The sequence below is a fragment of the Sphingobium sp. RS1 genome (genome assembly GCF_056156825.1).
The window spans coordinates 3,262,014-3,278,984 of sequence record NZ_JBLZXE010000002.1; the positions used below are offsets into that span (position 1 = coordinate 3,262,014).

General features: G+C 64.1%; 15 protein-coding genes. 10 read left to right on the forward strand and 5 right to left on the reverse strand.

The window, feature by feature from the left end:
* Window positions 1-127: 127 nt before the first annotated feature.
* From sdhC to ACNHGR_RS17780, 4 genes are all read left to right on the forward strand, one after another.
* Window positions 128-523, forward strand: coding sequence for a succinate dehydrogenase, cytochrome b556 subunit (gene sdhC / locus ACNHGR_RS17765; protein WP_184269947.1), 396 nt, complete (start codon window positions 128-130; stop codon window positions 521-523).
* Window positions 523-912, forward strand: a complete 390-nt coding sequence (gene sdhD / locus ACNHGR_RS17770) for a succinate dehydrogenase, hydrophobic membrane anchor protein (RefSeq protein ID WP_184269949.1) — start codon at window positions 523-525, stop codon at window positions 910-912. Before sdhC ends, sdhD begins: the two co-directional genes overlap by 1 nt.
* Window positions 912-2,714, forward strand: coding sequence for a succinate dehydrogenase flavoprotein subunit (sdhA, locus tag ACNHGR_RS17775; protein WP_184269951.1), 1,803 nt, complete (start codon window positions 912-914; stop codon window positions 2,712-2,714). Before sdhD ends, sdhA begins: the two co-directional genes overlap by 1 nt.
* An 84-nt stretch (window positions 2,715-2,798) precedes the next feature.
* Entirely contained in the window at window positions 2,799-3,854 is a 1,056-nt protein-coding gene (locus ACNHGR_RS17780; RefSeq protein ID WP_475287780.1) for a D-alanine--D-alanine ligase family protein, read from the forward strand.
* A 687-nt stretch (window positions 3,855-4,541) separates the two neighbouring features.
* On the opposite strand, the gene ACNHGR_RS17785 is transcribed toward ACNHGR_RS17780, so the two are convergent.
* Entirely contained in the window at window positions 4,542-4,997 is a 456-nt protein-coding gene (locus tag ACNHGR_RS17785) for a vgr related protein (protein ID WP_475287781.1), read from the reverse strand.
* The gene (locus ACNHGR_RS17790) at window positions 4,994-5,488 is read right to left on the reverse strand and encodes a copper chaperone PCu(A)C (RefSeq protein ID WP_475287783.1); all 495 of its coding nucleotides are present in this window, start codon (window positions 5,486-5,488) and stop codon (window positions 4,994-4,996) included. The genes ACNHGR_RS17785 and ACNHGR_RS17790 overlap by 4 nt, the downstream gene beginning before the upstream one ends.
* 172 nt (window positions 5,489-5,660) lie before the next feature.
* Between ACNHGR_RS17790 and dnaK the strand changes: the two genes are divergently transcribed.
* A complete protein-coding gene (gene dnaK / locus ACNHGR_RS17795) occupies window positions 5,661-7,562 on the forward strand; it encodes a molecular chaperone DnaK (protein WP_475287785.1) in 1,902 nt (633 codons plus the stop codon).
* 66 nt (window positions 7,563-7,628) lie between these two features.
* A complete protein-coding gene (dnaJ, locus tag ACNHGR_RS17800) occupies window positions 7,629-8,774 on the forward strand; it encodes a molecular chaperone DnaJ (protein ID WP_475287787.1) in 1,146 nt (381 codons plus the stop codon).
* Window positions 8,775-8,872: 98 nt separating this feature from the next.
* On the opposite strand, the gene ACNHGR_RS17805 is transcribed toward dnaJ, so the two are convergent.
* The gene (locus tag ACNHGR_RS17805; protein WP_475287789.1) at window positions 8,873-10,168 is read right to left on the reverse strand and encodes an amino acid permease; all 1,296 of its coding nucleotides are present in this window, start codon (window positions 10,166-10,168) and stop codon (window positions 8,873-8,875) included.
* A gap of 356 nt (window positions 10,169-10,524) precedes the next feature.
* Here ACNHGR_RS17805 and ACNHGR_RS17810 point away from each other — a divergent pair, with 356 nt between their 5' ends.
* Complete coding sequence (locus tag ACNHGR_RS17810; protein WP_184269968.1) at window positions 10,525-10,674, forward strand: hypothetical protein; 150 nt, start codon at window positions 10,525-10,527, stop codon at window positions 10,672-10,674.
* Between the two features lie 62 nt (window positions 10,675-10,736).
* Here the strand turns inward: ACNHGR_RS17810 and ACNHGR_RS17815 are convergent, their stop codons facing one another.
* Together ACNHGR_RS17815 and ACNHGR_RS17820 are read right to left on the reverse strand one after the other, a co-directional pair.
* Entirely contained in the window at window positions 10,737-12,539 is a 1,803-nt protein-coding gene (locus tag ACNHGR_RS17815) for an acyl-CoA dehydrogenase C-terminal domain-containing protein (RefSeq protein WP_475287790.1), read from the reverse strand.
* A 48-nt stretch (window positions 12,540-12,587) separates the two neighbouring features.
* Window positions 12,588-12,998 carry a MerR family transcriptional regulator gene (locus ACNHGR_RS17820; RefSeq protein WP_184269972.1) on the reverse strand — a complete coding sequence of 137 codons (411 nt, stop codon included), beginning with the start codon at window positions 12,996-12,998 and terminating at the stop codon, window positions 12,588-12,590.
* 106 nt (window positions 12,999-13,104) lie between these two features.
* Here ACNHGR_RS17820 and ACNHGR_RS17825 point away from each other — a divergent pair, with 106 nt between their 5' ends.
* The 3 genes from ACNHGR_RS17825 to ACNHGR_RS17835 all read left to right on the forward strand — a co-directional run bounded on the left by ACNHGR_RS17825 (window position 13,105) and on the right by ACNHGR_RS17835 (window position 16,959).
* Window positions 13,105-13,515, forward strand: a complete 411-nt coding sequence (locus ACNHGR_RS17825; protein ID WP_184269974.1) for a DUF2946 family protein — start codon at window positions 13,105-13,107, stop codon at window positions 13,513-13,515.
* 184 nt (window positions 13,516-13,699) lie between these two features.
* Window positions 13,700-15,721 (forward strand): TonB-dependent receptor family protein, encoded by a 2,022-nt coding sequence (locus tag ACNHGR_RS17830; RefSeq protein WP_475287793.1) that lies wholly within the window; start codon window positions 13,700-13,702, stop codon window positions 15,719-15,721.
* Window positions 15,721-16,959: a PepSY-associated TM helix domain-containing protein gene (locus ACNHGR_RS17835; protein ID WP_475287795.1), complete on the forward strand. Its 1,239-nt coding sequence runs from the start codon at window positions 15,721-15,723 to the stop codon at window positions 16,957-16,959. The genes ACNHGR_RS17830 and ACNHGR_RS17835 overlap by 1 nt, the downstream gene beginning before the upstream one ends.
* Window positions 16,960-16,971: the final 12 nt, after the last annotated feature.

Genomic DNA, 16,971 nt, shown 5'->3' on the forward strand with positions numbered 1-16,971 from the left:
TTATGCCTGCTGTCCTTTCGTGGAAAAGCGTCAGCAACTTTCTGTAGCCTTCCGCGGCTTGCCCTTGTGGCGCTTCGCTCCTAAGGGGAGCGGACTCAGGGACAAGTATCTAAGGACTAGGGTAGACATGGCGCGTTCCACCAGCCGGCCACTCTCGCCGCATTTGACGATCTGGAAATGGGGGCCGGCCATGGCCGTCTCCATCATGCACCGCGTGACGGGCAACGGTCTGGCGACCGCCGGCGCACTGGGCCTCATCTGGTGGCTGATGGCCGCTGCGACCGGACCGGAAGCCTATGCGACCTTCGTCGCATGCGCGACGTCGCCGATCGGTTATCTGGTGATGGCGGGCCTGTCCTGGTTCTTCTTCCAGCACCTCTTCTCCGGCCTTCGCCACTTCGTGCTCGATATGGGCGCGGGCTATGAGCTGAAGAACAACAAGCTGTGGTCGGTGCTGACCTTTGTCCTGTCCACGCTCGCCACGCTGGCCTTCTGGGCCGCGATCTGCCTGGGGAAATTCTGATGGGTACCGGAACCGGAATCGGCCGCGTCCGTGGTCTTGGCTCGGCCAAGCATGGCGCGCATCACTGGCTGGCGCAGCGCTACAGCGCGGTCGGCAACCTGCTGCTGGTGCTGTGGCTGCTGTTCAGCCTCATCAGCCTGCCCGGCCTCGACTATGAAAGCGTCGTCAGCTGGATTCACAATCCGCTGGTCGCGGTGCCGCTGATGCTGATGGTGGTCAGCATCTTCATGCATCTGCGCCTCGGCATGCAGGTGATGCTGGAGGATTATGTCCATGACAAGGGTCTGGCCTTCTTCTCCATGCTGCTGCTCAACTTCTATGCCTTTGGCGGTGCCGCCGCGGGCGTCTTCGCGATCGCCAAGATCGCCTTCATCGGGATCGTCAAGTAATGACCGAAGCCTATAAGATCATCGACCACACCTACGACACCGTCGTGGTGGGCGCTGGCGGCTCGGGCCTGCGCGCGACCATGGGTAGCGCCGAAGCGGGCCTCAAGACCGCCTGCATCACCAAGCTGTTCCCGACCCGCAGCCATACCGTCGCGGCGCAGGGCGGCATCGCCGCCTCGCTGGGCAACAACAGCCCCGACCACTGGACCTGGCACATGTACGACACCGTCAAGGGGTCGGACTGGCTGGGTGACCAGGACGCGATCGAATATATGGTGCGCGAAGCGCCCGCCGCCGTGATCGAGCTGGAACATGCCGGCGTGCCGTTCAGCCGCAACGAGGATGGGACGATCTATCAGCGTCCTTTCGGCGGCCATATGCAGAATATGGGCGCCGGCCCGCCGGTGCAGCGCACCTGTGCCGCGGCAGACCGTACCGGTCACGCCATGCTGCACGCTCTGTATCAGCAGAGCCTGAAGTATGATGCCGACTTCTACATCGAATATTTCGCCATCGACCTCATCATGGAAAATGGCGAGTGCCGTGGCGTCATCGCCATCTGTATGGAAGATGGCAGCATCCACCGCTTCCGCAGTCATGCGGTCGTGCTGGCGACGGGCGGCTATGGTCGCGCCTATTTCTCCGCCACCTCGGCCCATAGCTGCACCGGCGACGGCGGCGGCATGGTGCTGCGCGCGGGCCTGCCGCTGCAGGATCTGGAGTTTGTTCAGTTCCACCCGACCGGCATCTATGGCGCGGGCGTGCTCATCACCGAAGGCGCGCGTGGCGAGGGCGGCTACCTGACCAACTCCGAAGGCGAGCGTTTCATGGAACGCTATGCCCCGTCGGCGAAGGATCTGGCGTCGCGCGACGTCGTGTCGCGGTCTATGGCGATGGAAATGCGCGAAGGGCGCGGTGTCGGCGAGCATAAGGATCATATCTTCCTGCACCTCGACCATATCGATCCCAAGGTGCTGGCCGAACGCCTGCCGGGCATCACCGAAAGCGGCAAGATCTTTGCCGGTGTCGACCTGACCCGCCAGCCGCTGCCGGTGACGCCGACCGTCCATTACAATATGGGCGGCATTCCCTGTAACTATCACGGGCAGGTGGTGACCAAGGTCGGCGACGATCCGGAAGTCATCGTCAAGGGCCTGTTCGCGGTCGGCGAAGCGGCCTGCGTGTCGGTCCATGGCGCGAACCGCCTTGGCTCCAATTCGCTGATCGACCTTGTCGTGTTCGGCCGCGCCACCGGCCTGTTCCTCAAGGACAACCTCAAGCCCAACGCCCCGCACAAGGCGCTGCCGGCCGATGCCGCCGATCTGGCGCTCAGCCGCCTCGACCATTATCGCAATGCGAAGGGCAGCACGCCGACGGCGGACATCCGCATGGACATGCAGCGCACCATGCAGAAGCATGCCGCCGTGTTCCGCGACAGCGCGCTGCTGGCCGAAGGCGTCACCCAGATGCAGGCGGTCAACAAGCGGCTTCAGGATGTGAAGGTCAGCGACCGTTCGCTGATCTGGAACACCGACCTCATCGAGACGCTGGAACTCGACAACCTGATGAGCCAGGCCATCTGCACGATGGAAGGCGCCGAAGCCCGCAAGGAATCGCGCGGCGCCCATGCGCATGAGGATTTCCCGAACCGCGACGACGAAAACTGGATGAAGCACACGATCAGCTGGTTCGAAGGCTGGGGTGGCTCGGGCGGCAAGGTGACGCTCGATTATCGTCCGGTCCACGACTATACGATGACCGACGAAGCCGAATATGTGAAGCCGAAGGCGCGCGTATATTAAGGCTTTGGGTTTCCAGGCATGATTGATGAAGGGGGTTGGCCGCAGGGCTGACCCCCTTTTTCGTTTCAGGGATTTGCAGACAGTATGACGCAGCAGCAGGACATGATCGCCATCCTCTATCAGGCGCTGCCCCCGCCGGTGATCGATGGTCTGCGCAAGGATGCCAAGCCCGGCGGCTATTCCGATGGCGGCGCGGATATCGGCTTCGTCCTGCGCGGGCAGGGGCATGTCGTGCTGACCCCGGTGGCCGACCCCGATCCGGCCCGGCCACTCGACTGGGTCTTCCCGGATACGGCCGAAGGCATCGCAGAGGCGATCGCCGCGGGCGCGACGATTCTGTGGGCGAACAGCGTGTTGTTCGAAGGGCATCCGCTGGAGGCGGTGCTGGGACAGGTACGGATCGTCGGGCAGCTACCGACACTGATGCAGCGCTATGACGACAAGTTCGCCACCAACCGGATGCTGGCGGCGGCGGGCCTGCCGGTCGCGCGCTCCTTCCTGATGGCGCAGGCGGCGCGTCCTGGCGTCCGGGCGCTGGCCGATGTGGAGACGGCATTGGCCGAGGCTGGCCTGACCTTCCCGCTGATCGTCAAGCCAGTGCGCGGGCGGGGCAGCCAGGGCGTCACGCGAGTCGCCGATCTGGCAGCGCTGCTGGCGGCGGCAACCGGCCTGATTGCCGACGCGAAGTTCGGCGACACGCTGATCGTCGAGGAATATCTGGCCGGGGAGGAGGTCACGGTGACGGTGATGCCGCCGGTCGACGGCGCCTATCGCGCACTGCGCCCCGTGCGCCGCTTCAACCAGAAGGACGGCGTGGCCCCCTATAATGGCGACGTCGCCGTGACCGCCAACAGCGTGGCGATCGACGCAGCGGAACTGGCGTCCCCCATCGTACAGGCGATGCTGGAGGCCTGCGTCCGGGCGGCGGCGCTGGTCGGCGCGCGCGCCGTCATCCGCATCGATTGCCGCGCGGATGCGGGCGGCGACTACAAGCTGTTCGACCTCAACATGAAGCCCAACATGACCGGTCCCGGCCGTCCCGGTCGCGACGATCAGGACTGCCTGTCCGCCATCGCCGCCCGCGCCGACGGCTTGGACTTCGCGGGGCTGCTGGAGGGGATGCTGGCAGGGGCGTGGTGAGGAGGGAGTGGCTTTCTTCGATCCTGCTCGGACGCCCCACATCCGTTCGGGCTGAGCTTGTCGAAGCCCTGCTCTTTCTTTTGGGCTTATGTTGGAAGAAAAGCGCGGCCCCCTTCGACGCCGCCTGCGGCGTCGCTCAGGACAGGCTTCGACAGGCTCAGGGTGAACGGACATTCGGATCTGGAAGCGACCAAATCCGACGTTAATACCCCTGGCCAAACATTCTCGTAAGCGGAAGTTGCGATACTATCATCCCTACTGCGCCGGGTATCACTAATGCTTTTATGAAACCGAACAAGGGCATGGTCTGCGCCGCCTCCGTCCAGACGACAGCTATTGCAACCCCTCCCCACAACGCGAACGTTGCATATATTCCGATTTCACCCTCCAACCATCCGCTTCCCAATACCGCATGAAAACGCGATCGGTTCAAAATACCACCTACGATCCAATACGCAGTTCCTGCCGCGATGAGTATAACGCTTAAGATGGCTAGCGGGCGATACTGGACGGCCACCGCCGTAGCGGCCAGAAGCGCTGTGTTCAAAATCCAGAAAGTTCGATTGCCACGCATGAACATGGGGTTTTGATTGCCACAGCAGTTCGGCAAATGCCAGTGTCAGCTTTACCCCAATTTTGGCTGATAACCGACGTTCCGCTAACCACCCAAATCAGCCCTGCTCACCCTCAAAACGGCAGCAGCGCCTCATACACATCCACCCCCGGCTTGCCCGCCACCGCGACGCCCTGCCGCAGCAAAAATGCATGGCGCACGATTTCCGCCTGCTGCTCGATGCCATAGCGCGCGAACGGCTTGCCCGGCACGACATCATAGCCGTAGCGGCAAAAGGGGTGGCGCATCAGCGGTAGCCAATATTTGCCCGATCGCTGTGCTTGCCACACATGGGTCATCTCATGGATAAAATGCCCCTGTATGTGCAGCGGGCTGTCACAGAAATCGGCGCAGAACAGGCCGCCGTCCGGGTGGAACCACAGGTCGCCGTCAGGCGCCATGGTCACGCCCTTGGGCTGGAACGGCCACCATTTGCGGTCATGCACCCGCACCCGGCCATAGTCGATCGCCGACCCGAACATGGTCCGGGCCAGTGCCGCCTCCTGCTGCGTCAGCGCGCGGCTGGTCAATGTTGAGGCGTGCTGGGTGCCGCGTTGTCGGCGGGCTTGGGCGTGCCAGCCGCTTCCGGCTTGCGGATCACCGCGTCCACCAGCAACCGGTCGCCATTGCCCATCAGGAAAGTGAACTGCATCTTGCCCCGGCTGATCGCCGTGTCATTGATGCCCCAGATCATCAGATGCTTGCCGCCCGGCGCGAAGGCGACCTGCCCCTTGGGCGGCACATCGGCGCTTTCGACCCGCTCCATCGTGGTCATGCCATCCTTGCTGATCGTCTCGTGCATCTCGACCTTGAGCGCATAGTCGGTCAGCACGCCGCGCAGCTGCACGCCCGCATCGCCGCCATGCACGACGAAATAGCCGGCCGCAGGCATATCCTTGTTGGGCGACAGCCGGACCCAGGCCTGGTCGATATAGGATGGCGCGGGGTCGCCGCAGGCGCTGAGGGCAAGGGGCGCCAGAAGCGATGCAAGGGGGGTAAAAAGGGCAAAGCGCGCGTGCATCCGACACTCCATAACTTGTCTCGTTTCCGGTCGATCCCGACGCTAATCGTCCCAGCGTCTTGTGCCAAGCGCAACCGCGCCTATATCCCTCCTGCAAACCGGCCTTGCCTTGGCGCTTTAGTGAGGTATGGGCCGTCAACCGCTGAGTATTTTGGGGTTACAAGAGGAAGAGATGGCAAAAGTAATCGGTATTGACCTTGGCACCACCAACAGCTGCATCGCTGTGATGGACGGCGGCAAGCCCAAGGTCATCGAAAATGCGGAAGGGGCACGGACCACCCCTTCGATCGTCGCCTTCGCCAAGGATGGCGAGCGTCTGATCGGTCAGCCGGCCAAGCGCCAGGCGGTCACCAATCCGGACAACACGATTTTCGCGGTGAAGCGCCTGATCGGCCGCCGCTTCGACGATCCGTTGACCAAGAAGGACATGGAACTCGTCCCCTATGACATCGCGAAGGGCCCGAACGGCGACGCCTGGGTCAAGGCCGGTGGCGAGGATTACAGCCCGTCGCAGATCAGCGCCTTCATCCTTCAGAAGATGAAGGAAACCGCCGAATCCTATCTCGGCGAAACCGTGACGCAGGCGGTCATCACCGTTCCCGCTTACTTCAACGACGCCCAGCGTCAGGCGACCAAGGATGCCGGCCAGATCGCCGGCCTGGAAGTGCTGCGCATCATCAACGAGCCGACCGCGGCGGCGCTGGCCTATGGCCTCGACAAGCAGGACGGCAAGACCATTGCCGTCTATGACCTTGGCGGCGGCACCTTCGACATTTCGATCCTCGAAATCGGCGACGGCGTGTTCGAAGTGAAGTCGACCAACGGCGACACCTTCCTGGGCGGCGAAGATTTCGACGCCAAGCTGGTGGAATATCTGGCCGCCGACTTCAAGAAGGCGGAAAGCATCGACCTGACCAAGGACAAGCTGGCCCTCCAGCGTCTGAAGGAAGCCGCTGAAAAGGCGAAGATCGAGCTGTCCTCGGCCCAGACGACCGAAGTCAACCTGCCCTTCATCACCGCCGACCAGAATGGTCCCAAGCATCTAGTGAAGACCATCACCCGCGCCGATCTGGAACGCCTTGTCGCCGACCTCATCAAGCGCACGATGGAACCGTGCAAGAAGGCGATGGCGGACGCCGGGGTTTCGGCCAGCGAGATCAGCGAAGTCGTTCTGGTCGGCGGCATGACCCGCATGCCCAAGGTGCGCGAAGCCGTGAAGGAATTCTTCGGCAAGGAACCGCATACCGGCGTGAACCCGGACGAAGTCGTGGCCATGGGCGCCGCAATTCAGGCCGGCGTGTTGCAGGGCGACGTCAAGGACGTGCTGCTGCTCGACGTGACCCCGCTGTCGCTGGGCATCGAAACGCTGGGTGGCGTGTTCACCCGCATGATCGACCGCAACACCACCATCCCCGCCAAGAAGAGCCAAGTCTATTCGACCGCCGACGACAATCAGCAGGCGGTGACGATCCGCGTGTTCCAGGGCGAGCGTGAAATGGCGGCGGACAACAAGATCCTCGGCCAGTTCGACCTGCTCGGCATCCCGCCCGCACCGCGCGGCGTGCCGCAGATCGAAGTCACCTTCGACATCGACGCCAACGGCCTCGTCAACGTGTCCGCCAAGGACAAGGGCACCGGCAAGGAACAGCAGATCCGCATCCAGGCGTCGGGTGGCCTTAGCGACTCGGACATCGATCAGATGGTCAAGGATGCCGAACGCTTTGCCGAGGACGACAAGAAGCGTCGCGAAGCGGCCGAAGCCAAGAACAACGCCGAAAGCCTGGTCCACACGACCGAAGCGCAACTGGCCGAACATGGTGACAAGGTCGACGCCTCGCTGAAGGGCGAGATCGAAACCGCGATCGCCGCGACCAAGAGCGCCATCGAGGGCGGCGACGCCGAAGCCATGAAGACCAAGGCGCAGGAACTCGCCACGGTCGCCATGAAGCTCGGTCAGGCGATCTACGAGAAGGAGCAGTCGGAAGCGGCGGCTCCGGGTGCCGATGCGCCCAAGGCCGATGACGATGTCGTCGACGCCGAATTCTCGGAAGTCGACGAAAACAACAAGGCGTAAAACTATGCCCGCCGCCCGTTACCCTGCTTTTGTTCGGGGTGATGGGCGGCGCAGGCGGGGGCCTCTATGACCACCGAAGTTGATTATTACGAGCTGCTCGAAATCGAGCGCACCGCCGATGGCGCGCAGATCAAGAGCGCCTATCGCAAGCTGGCAATGAAATATCACCCGGACCGGACCGGGGGCTGCACCGACAGCGAAGCCAAGTTCAAATCCGTGTCCGAGGCCTATGAGTGCCTGAAAGATCCGCAGAAGCGCGCGGCCTATGACCGGTTCGGCCATGCTGCCTACACCCAGCAACAGCAGGGTGGCGGGGGCGGCGGCGGTTTCCGTGGCGGCGCGGGCGGCTTTTCCGACCTTGGCGATATTTTCGAGACGATTTTCGGCCAGTCCGGTTTCGGCGGGCAGGGCGGCGGCGGGCGTCAGGCCAACCGGCGCGGCGCCGACCTGCGCTACGACATGGAGATCACGCTCGACGAAGCCTATCATGGCAAGAAGACCGAGATTGCGATCGATGTGTCGGCGGCCTGCGACAGTTGCGAAGGATCGGGCGCGCAGCCCGGCACCGGGGTCAAGACCTGCGGCACCTGCCATGGTCATGGTCAGGTGCGGGCGCAGCAGGGCTTCTTCGTGGTCGAACGCACCTGTCCGGCCTGCCATGGCGCGGGCCAGGTGATCGAAAGCCCCTGCCGCTCCTGCCGGGGCGAAGGGCGCGTGGACAAGCCCAAGAGCCTGTCGGTCAATATTCCGGCCGGCGTCGATGAAGGCACCCGCATCCGCCTGTCGGGCGAGGGCGAGGCTGGCGCGCGCGGTGCGCCGGCGGGCGACCTCTACATCTTCCTGCATGTAAAGCGGCACGCGATCTTCGAACGCGACGGCACCACGCTGTTCTGCCGTGCGCCGGTCAGCTTCACCACGGCGGCGCTGGGCGGGGTGATCGAAGTACCGGGCCTTGATGGCATCCGGCACGAGATCAAGATCCCGAGCGGCATCCAGTCGGGCAAGCAACTCAAGCAGCGCGGCGGCGGTATGCCGGTGCTGAACGGGCGCGGGCAGGGCGATCTGGTCATCCAGATCGAGGTGGAAACGCCGACCAAGCTGACCGCCAAGCAGAAGGAATTGCTGGAAGCCTTCCGCGAGACGGAAACCGGCGAAGAATGCCCGCAATCGACCGGCTTCTTCTCCAAGCTCAAGGAAATGTGGGGGGATTAAGTTTCCCTAAAAAATCCGTTCGGTTCGAGTAGCCTTCGAGCGAAGTCGAGAAGGCGTATCGAGAACAGTTCTCGACAGGCTCGAACCGAACGGATGATTTATAACGCCTTACCTCCCCGCCGCGCCCACCAGTAGAAGGGCAGGCCCGCCAGCATCAGCAGGATGCTCGATCCGCTGGCTTCCACACCCGCGCCCCATAGCGTCCAGAGTGCATAACCAAGGCCGATGATCGCGGCCGGCACCACCAGCCGGAATCGCAAGCTTGCCAGCGCGCAGCCGACATAGAGCCACAGGGTCGCCGACGTCGCCAGCAGCGCCATGGCGGTGAACAGCGCCACCAACCCCTGCAAACTGTTCGCCACCAGCATCAGGCTGGCGAGCAGGGTGGACAGGACCAGTCCGCGTACTGGCGTACCCTTTGCATCCGTGACAGCCAACCAGCGGGGCAGTTCGCCCGCGCGTGCCATCGCCAGCGGCACTTCGCCCTGCAACAGCGTCCAGCCATTGAGCGCGCCGAGGCAACTGACGACCACGAAAATCGCGATGAAGCGGGCCGGCCCCGGTGACCAGTAATGGCTGACGAAGGCGCCGAAGGGGGAGCCGGTTTGCGTCTCCGCCGCCGGCAGCGTCAGGGCGATGCCGGAACAGACGACCAGATAGATAAGGCCGGTCGCCGCCGTGCCGATCAACGTCGCGCGCGGGATGGTGCGCGCGGGATCGCGCACCTTGTCCGCCGCCACGCTTGCCGATTCGAAACCGAGCAGCGCCCAGAGCGTCAATGCCGCCGATGCGGTGATGCCCGCGCCTGTGAGGCCCCGCGCTGGAAAGGGTTCGACCTGCGCGCTGCCATTGCCCAGGATGATGGCCAGCAATATCAGCACGACTGCGATCGGGATCAGCTTGATGCAAGTGGTGGCGATCTGTGTCATGCCCGCCGCCCGCGCGCCGATCAGGTTGATGCCGGTCATCGCCCAGAGGAAGGCGATGGAGCAGAGCGCGCCAAGACCGGGCTTTGTCAGCGCCGGCAGGATGCTGCTGAGGTTCGCGGTCGCCGCCACGGCAATGGTGACATTGGTGATGATGATCGAGATCCAGTAGATCCACCCGATCGCAAAGCCCGCCAGCGGTCCATAGGCGCGCGCGATCATCTGCGACGCATTGGCGTCCGGCATGGCTACGGTCAGCCGGGCGATGACGAAGGCCAGCACCAGCGACCCGGCGATGGTGAACACCCACCCCGCCACCGCGTCCCAGCCGAACGGCGCGAGCGATGCAGGCAGCAGGAACACGCCAGAACCGATCATATTGCCCATCACAAGCGCGATGCAGGCGGCAAGGCCCAGCGTGCGGGAGGAAGAGGGGGCGGTGGCGGCTGCGGGTGACGGATTGCTCATGTCGGAATGCTAGTGGCGTGTCCGAACGATTGCTAGATAGCCGCCGCCATCCAGTGCATTCGAAGGGAGAGCCGGGTGTCTTCCAAATTGCCTGGTTCCCCACATCCGTTCGGGCTGAGCCTGTCGAAGCCCCGCTCCTTTTTGAAAGTCTCGCCTTCCGGAGCAGTGACGCCCTTCGACAGGCTCAGGGAAAACGGATGTTGATTTTCCAGCGTTCATCACCGCTGGCCTGTACAGGGCGAGGAAGATACATTTCCTGCAATCGCCCTCGCCCGCATTGCATTTGCGAAAGCACCCGCAGAAGCCCAGATAGGCTGCGATGCTGCAACGCAGCAAATTGCAACAAAGGCACCGTGATGTTTTCCCTGCTTTCGCTCTATTTCTCCTATCGCCGCGACGTCGTCTCTGCCGAGCGTTACATTGCCGCGCTCAACAAGACCAAGGCGCCTGTCGCCGACGATGTGACCCCGGTTCCGGCCGAAGAAGAGCTGCCGCTCGCGGCATAATCCGGATGCGAAAAGGGCGGCCCAACGGACCGCCCCTCGCACCTGCAATCTGGCTGGCCCGATCAGGCGGCCAGGAACATGTCCGGATCGAGCGCCATCAGCGCGTCCGCGCCGCCCTCGATCTTCCGCCGCAGCGATCCCGCATCGGGCATGATCCGCTCGGCAAAGAAGCGCGCGGTCACCAGCTTGGCTTCCAGATATTTGGCGTCGCCTTCGCCCGCCGCGATCAGCGCGGTGGCGGCCTTGCCCATGCGCAGCCACATCAGGCCCGTCGCGACGATGCCAAGGATGTGCATATAATGATGCGCGCCGGCCCCGGCATGTTCGGGGTTCTTCATCGCATTCTGCATCAGCCACATGGTCGCCGCGCCCAACTGGCCGCTGGCCTTTTCCAGCGCCTCGGCGATCGGCGCCAGTTTCTCGTCAGTCTTGGCGGTCGCGACGTCCTCGCCCACCATCTTCAGGAAGGCCTGGAGCGCGCGTCCGCCGTTCATCGGCAGCTTGCGGCCGACAAGGTCCATCGCCTGCACGCCATTGGTGCCTTCGTAAATCTGGGCGATGCGCGCGTCGCGGACATACTGCTCCACGCCATTTTCCCAGATATAGCCATGGCCGCCAAATACCTGCTGGCAGGCGACGGCGACGTCGAAACCCTTGTCGGTGCCATAGCCCTTCACCACCGGGGTCAGGAGCTGGAGCATGTCGTCCGCCGCCTGACGCTCTTCCTCGGTGGCGGCATGATGGGCGAGGTCGACCTGCAAGGCCGTCCACAGGATGAGGGCGCGCAGTCCTTCGGTGATGGACTTGGCCTCCATCAGCATGCGGCGTACGTCGGGATGGACGAACAGCGTGTCGGCCTTTTCGTTCGGCTCCTTGGGGCCGGTCAGCGCGCGGCCCTGACGGCGATCCTTCGCATAATGGACGGCGTTCTGGAACGCGATTTCGGACTGCGCCAGCCCTTGCAGGCCCACGCCCAGCCGCGCCGCGTTCATCATGATGAACATCGCGGCCAGACCCTTATTCTCCTCGCCCACGATCCAGCCGGTCGCGCCGTCATAATTCATGACGCAGGTGGCGTTGCCATGAATGCCCATCTTGTGCTCGATCGATCCGCAGGACACGGCGTTGCGGTCGCCCGGTACGCCATCGTCGCCCACGAAATATTTCGGCACCACGAACAGCGAAATGCCCTTGCTGCCTTCCGGCGCATCGGGCGTCTTGGCCAGGACGAGGTGGATGATATTTTCCGACAGGTCATGCTCGCCCGCCGAAATGAAGATCTTCGTGCCGGTGATGCTGTAGCTGCCATCGGCCTGCGGCACCGCCTTGGTCTTGATGAGGCCGAGATCCGTGCCGCAATGCGGCTCAGTCAGGTTCATCGTACCGGTCCATTCGCCCGACACCATCTTGGGGATGTAACGCTGTTGCAGCTCGTCGCTGCCCTTGGCGATCAGCGCCGCGACCGCGCCGGCGGTCAGGCCATGATACATTTCGAACGCCTGATTGGCCGACAGCACATATTCGTCCACCGCCGTTGCCAGCACGGTGGGCAGGCCCTGACCGCCAAATTCCACCGGACCATGGATCGTGGTCCAGCCACCGGCGACGAACTGGTCGAACGCGGCCTTGAAGCCGGTCGGGGTGGTCACGCTGCCATCGGGGTGGCGGGTGCAGCCTTCCTTGTCACCCACCGCGTTCAGTGGGAACAGGACTTCGGCCGCCATCTTGCCGCCTTCGGTCAGGATCGCCTCGACCAGATCGGGCGTGGCATTTTCGAAACCGGGCAGGTTGGCATAGCGATCCAGCCCGACGATATGGTCCAGTACGAAACGGGTGTCGCGGACGGGGGCGGCATAGCTGGGCATGATCTTCTCCTGATATATATTCTGGTACCCCGGCGACGGGGCAGGGGATTATTTCTGTTCGATGGTTGCCACGAAGCTGGCCAGTTCGGCGATCGCAGCGTCGATATCGTCCTTCTGACGGGTCAGCAGATCGATTCGCGCCTTGCACTTGTCCACCGTGACGCGGCGCTGCGCTTCATGCGCCTCGTCCGCGTCATACAGGTCGATCATCTCGCGAATTTCGGTCAGGCTGAACCCCACCCGCTTGCCACGCAATATCCAGGCAAGGCGGGCACGGTCGCGGCGCGAATAGATGCGAGCCAACCCCTGCCGTTCCGGCGAGATCAGCCCTTCATCCTCATAGAAACGCAGCGCGCGGGCAGTGACCCCGAACTCCTCGGACAGGTCGGTGATCGTATAGCTCTGCCGTTCGCTATGGTCGGGCAGTTCGATGCCGGCGATGCTGCTGCGCGTGTTCATGGCAGGAGATGTAAATAGACTTTACGTTTACGTCAAGGTGAGTGCGGCGATCACTTGGACCTTTTGTCTGGGTGACAGGGCAGGCTGCCGCCGCTACGGCTGCGGCATGATGGGGGCGATCAGACAGTCGGAGAAGGCGCGCGCGCTGCTGGCGGCGCTGGCTCTGCTCGTGCTCGCCATCCAGTTGATCGCACCGTCCGGCTTCATGCCGGTGCGCACCGAACGGGGCGTCGTGGTGACGCTTTGTACCGGGACCGGTCCGGTCAATGTCGTCGTGCCGCGCGGCACTGCGCCGGACAAGGATGGCCATCATTCCGACGATGGCATGACCGGGCAGCAGCATTGCCCCTTCGCGGCTTCGGTGCAACCGGTGGTGCCCCCGCTGATCGTAGCCGACCTGCCGCTGCCGGCCTGGCAACTGGCGTTCGGGCCGATCGCCTTCGCGCTCAAGACGGGGCTGATCGCACGCTTGGCCGCGCCACCGCCACCATCGCTGGGGCCGCCCGCCACTTTCTGAACGTCACAAGCTCCCAGGTCCGTTCGGGCCGAGCCTGTCGAAGCCTCGTTCTTCTTCGCGACCTTGCGGACAAGGACTGCCCTTCGACAGGCTCAGGGCGAACGGAGGTAGGGCAAATCTGAGCAGATCGCAGCCTTTCGAGGCGAAGCGATTGCGCCTTGTCTTTCAGAAAGTCATTCCATCCATGCGTCATCACCCTGTCGCGCACAGCCTGCCGCTGTGCGCCCTGACCCTTGCCCTGTCCGCCGCTCCCGCCTTCGCCGAGGAGGCCGAACAAAGTGCTATTATCGTCACCGCCAGCCCAATTGTCGAGGAAGCGGCCGCACGCGTCCAGCAGACCCCCGGCGGCGTCGATGTCGTCGCCGCCGACGACTTCGCGAACAAGGCGGCCGTCTCGCTGCGCGATGCGCTGGCCTTTTCTCCCGGCGTCTATACCCAGCCGCGCTTCGGGCAGGAGGTGCGCATTTCCATCCGTGGCTCCGGCCTGTCGCGCGGCTATCATATGCGCGGCCTCACCCTGTTGCAGGACGGCATCCCCATCAACAGCGCCGACGATAATGGCGATTTTCAGGAATTGGACCCGCAGGTCTTTCAGCATCTGGAGGTCTATCGCGGCGGCAATGCGCTACGCTTCGGCGGATCGACGCTGGGCGGGGCGATCAACGCGGTGACGCCGACCGGGCGCAGCATGCCGGGCGCGGAGGTCCGCCTCGACGGCGGCAGCTTCGATACGTTGCGCGGCAAGATCGCCTATGGTCATGCGGACGATCGCGGAGATGTCTATCTCGCTGTCTCAGGCGACCGGTCCGACAGCGACCGCGCCCATGGTGACCGCAAGGCGCTGCGCCTCAACGGCAATGTCGGGCTGACACTGGGGGAAGGCGTCGAAACCCGCTTTTACGCCAGCGCGCAGACGATCCGCCAGAACCTCGCCGGGGCGCTGAGCGAGGCGGACGCGCTGACCAATCCCGGCAAAGGCAATTTCACGGGCGATCAGGCCCGCGACATCGATTCGATCCGGCTCCAGAACCGCACGACGGTCGACCTTGTCCATGGCAGGCTGGCCTTCGGTCTTTTTTATAATGCCAAGGCGCTATCCCACCCCATCTACCAGTTGATCGATCAGAACTCGGAGGATCGCGGAGTCTTCGCCAGCCTCGACCTGACGGGCGATCTTGCTGGCATGCCGGTGGCGCTGACGCTGGGCAGTCAGGCCCGCTTCGGCCGCACGCACGCGCGCCAGTTCGTCAATCTGAACGGCAGGCCCGGTGCGCTGACCGCTCATGCACTGCAAAAGGCGCAGACCATCAACAGCTATGGCGAAGCGCGGATCGCGCCGGTGGCGAATCTCTGGCTGATCGCCGGCGGCCTCTACAGCCATGGAGAACGGACTATCGTCAATCGCCTTGTCCCGGCGCGCAGCGGCGAAGCCAGCTTCGACAGTTTCGCGCCCAGGCTGGGCCTGCTTTATCAACCGGCCGAAAGTCTGCAATTCTACGCCAACTACAGCCGTTCGATCGAAATGCCGGGCTTTGGCGAACTCAGCCAGACGCCGGTCGGCGGCGCGCCGGGTTTCACCCCGGTCAGCCTGCAAAAGGCATGGACGGCGGAGATCGGTACGCGTGGCCGGCGGGGCATCGCCGCCTGGGACATCAGCCTTTATCGTGCCGACATACAGGGCGAGATGCTGCAATATAGCGTGGTCGCGGGCACTATCCCGGCCGCCACCTTCAATGCCGGCCGCACCCGGCATCAGGGGCTGGAGGTCGGGCTGGACCTGACCCTGACGCCATGGGCCAGTCTCCGACAGGTCTATCAATATAGCGATTTCCGATTCCGCAATGACGTCCAATTTGGCGACAACCGCCTGCCGGTGGTGCCGCGCCATTTCTATCGCGCGGAACTGAAGCTGGGCACGGATCGGCTCAGCGTCTCGCCGGCGGTCGAATGGCTGCCGCAGGGTGCCTGGGTCGATTATGCCAATAGCAAGCGGGTCGGCAGCTATGCGCTGCTTAACCTCGGCGCGCAGGCGCAGGTGCGCGATGGCATCACGCTGTTCCTCGACGCCCGTAACCTGACGGACGAGCGCGCCATTGGCGATATCAGCGCGGTCGTGAACTACGCTGCGCTTGCGCCAGCCAGTCGCGCGATCTTCTACCCGGTCGAACGTCGCGCCGTCTATGCCGGCGTACGGGTGCGTTTCTGATGGAGGGCGCCCTGTATCGGGCAATGTGGCGCTGGCATTTCTATGCTGGCCTCATCGTCCTGCCGGTGCTGGCGCTGATGGCGGTGACCGGTGCCCTCTATCTCTACAAGCCGGAACTGGAGGCGTGGTTCTACCCGGTGCGGATTGCCGCGCCGCCGGATGCCCGTCCGTTGTCGCCCTCTCGCGTCATCGCCGCAGTACAGGGGAGTGGAGCGCCGGCGACCCAGTTGCTGGTGCCTGCCCGGAGCGACGAAAGCTGGCGCGTGACGAGCGGGACGACAGCGACGTTCATCAACCCATATGACGGGCGCGTGCTGGGCCAGATGTGCGATGGTGGCGTCATGCAGACGGTGCGCGACCTGCACAGCCTTGCCCTGACAGGCCCGATCGGCAACCGGCTGGTGGAGGTGGCGGCGGGCTGGGCGATCCTGCTCTGCATCACTGGCCTTTACCTCCGTTGGCCCCGGCACGGCAGCCCGGCGCTGGCGATCCGGGGCCGGGCCGGTGGGCGGCTTTTCTGGCGCGATGTTCATGGCACGCTCGGCTTCCTGTCGGCCGGCGTGATCCTGTTCCTGGCGGTGACCGGCATGCCCTGGACTGATGTCTGGGGCGGCGGACTACGTGCAATCATCGCCGCCAATGGTGCGGGCCGCCCGGCCATGAAGGTCAATCCCTGGGCGCCGCCCGCAAAACAGGCCTTGCCCTGGACCCTGCGGGAGGGCGACGCACCGACCAGCAGCATGGGCGACATTGGCGTCGATGCCGTTGCGCGGATCGCGGCGCGCCATGGCCTTGCCGCTGGCTACCAGCTGTTTTTGCCGGCCAGCCCCGGTGCGCCTTATCTCGTGACGGCGCTGACCGCCCGCGCCGACGATGCCCGCGCCATCACCATCGATGCGGGCACCGGCGCGGTGGTGCAGGATGTCGACTGGCGCCAGTTCGGGCGCGGAGCAAGGGCGGTCGAATGGGGAGTCGCCACCCATCAGGGCCAGCAATATGGCGAAGCGAACCGACTGCTGATGCTGGCGGGTTGCCTTTGTTTGCTGGCGCTTTGCCTGACTGCGCCGATCCTCTGGTGGAAGCGCCGCTTTGCCACGCCGCCGCCGGCACCGCCGGGCATCGGGCGCATGGTCGGGGGATTGATGCTCGGCCTCGGCCTGCTCTTTCCGCTGACCGGTCTCAGCATGATCGTGGCACTGGCCGGCGAATGGCTGTTCGGGCGGATGCGGCGGGCCTAGTTTATTTTCAGG

What these genes read in the sequence shown, in the direction of transcription:
- ACNHGR_RS17805 (WP_475287789.1), bottom strand. Translation starts at nt 10,168, where the DNA reads ATGAGCAATCCGTCACCCGCAGCCGCCACCGCCCCCTCTTCCTCCCGC.
- ACNHGR_RS17820 (WP_184269972.1), bottom strand. Translation starts at nt 12,998, where the DNA reads ATGAACACGCGCAGCAGCATCGCCGGCATCGAACTGCCCGACCATAGC.
- ACNHGR_RS17790 (WP_475287783.1), bottom strand. Translation starts at nt 5,488, where the DNA reads ATGCACGCGCGCTTTGCCCTTTTTACCCCCCTTGCATCGCTTCTGGCG.
- ACNHGR_RS17830 (WP_475287793.1), top strand. Translation starts at nt 13,700, where the DNA reads ATGCGTCATCACCCTGTCGCGCACAGCCTGCCGCTGTGCGCCCTGACC.
- ACNHGR_RS17810 (WP_184269968.1), top strand. Translation starts at nt 10,525, where the DNA reads ATGTTTTCCCTGCTTTCGCTCTATTTCTCCTATCGCCGCGACGTCGTC.
- ACNHGR_RS17835 (WP_475287795.1), top strand. Translation starts at nt 15,721, where the DNA reads ATGGAGGGCGCCCTGTATCGGGCAATGTGGCGCTGGCATTTCTATGCT.
- sdhD (WP_184269949.1), top strand. Translation starts at nt 523, where the DNA reads ATGGGTACCGGAACCGGAATCGGCCGCGTCCGTGGTCTTGGCTCGGCC.
- sdhA (WP_184269951.1), top strand. Translation starts at nt 912, where the DNA reads ATGACCGAAGCCTATAAGATCATCGACCACACCTACGACACCGTCGTG.
- ACNHGR_RS17780 (WP_475287780.1), top strand. Translation starts at nt 2,799, where the DNA reads ATGACGCAGCAGCAGGACATGATCGCCATCCTCTATCAGGCGCTGCCC.
- ACNHGR_RS17815 (WP_475287790.1), bottom strand. Translation starts at nt 12,539, where the DNA reads ATGCCCAGCTATGCCGCCCCCGTCCGCGACACCCGTTTCGTACTGGAC.
- sdhC (WP_184269947.1), top strand. Translation starts at nt 128, where the DNA reads ATGGCGCGTTCCACCAGCCGGCCACTCTCGCCGCATTTGACGATCTGG.
- dnaJ (WP_475287787.1), top strand. Translation starts at nt 7,629, where the DNA reads ATGACCACCGAAGTTGATTATTACGAGCTGCTCGAAATCGAGCGCACC.
- dnaK (WP_475287785.1), top strand. Translation starts at nt 5,661, where the DNA reads ATGGCAAAAGTAATCGGTATTGACCTTGGCACCACCAACAGCTGCATC.
- ACNHGR_RS17825 (WP_184269974.1), top strand. Translation starts at nt 13,105, where the DNA reads ATGATGGGGGCGATCAGACAGTCGGAGAAGGCGCGCGCGCTGCTGGCG.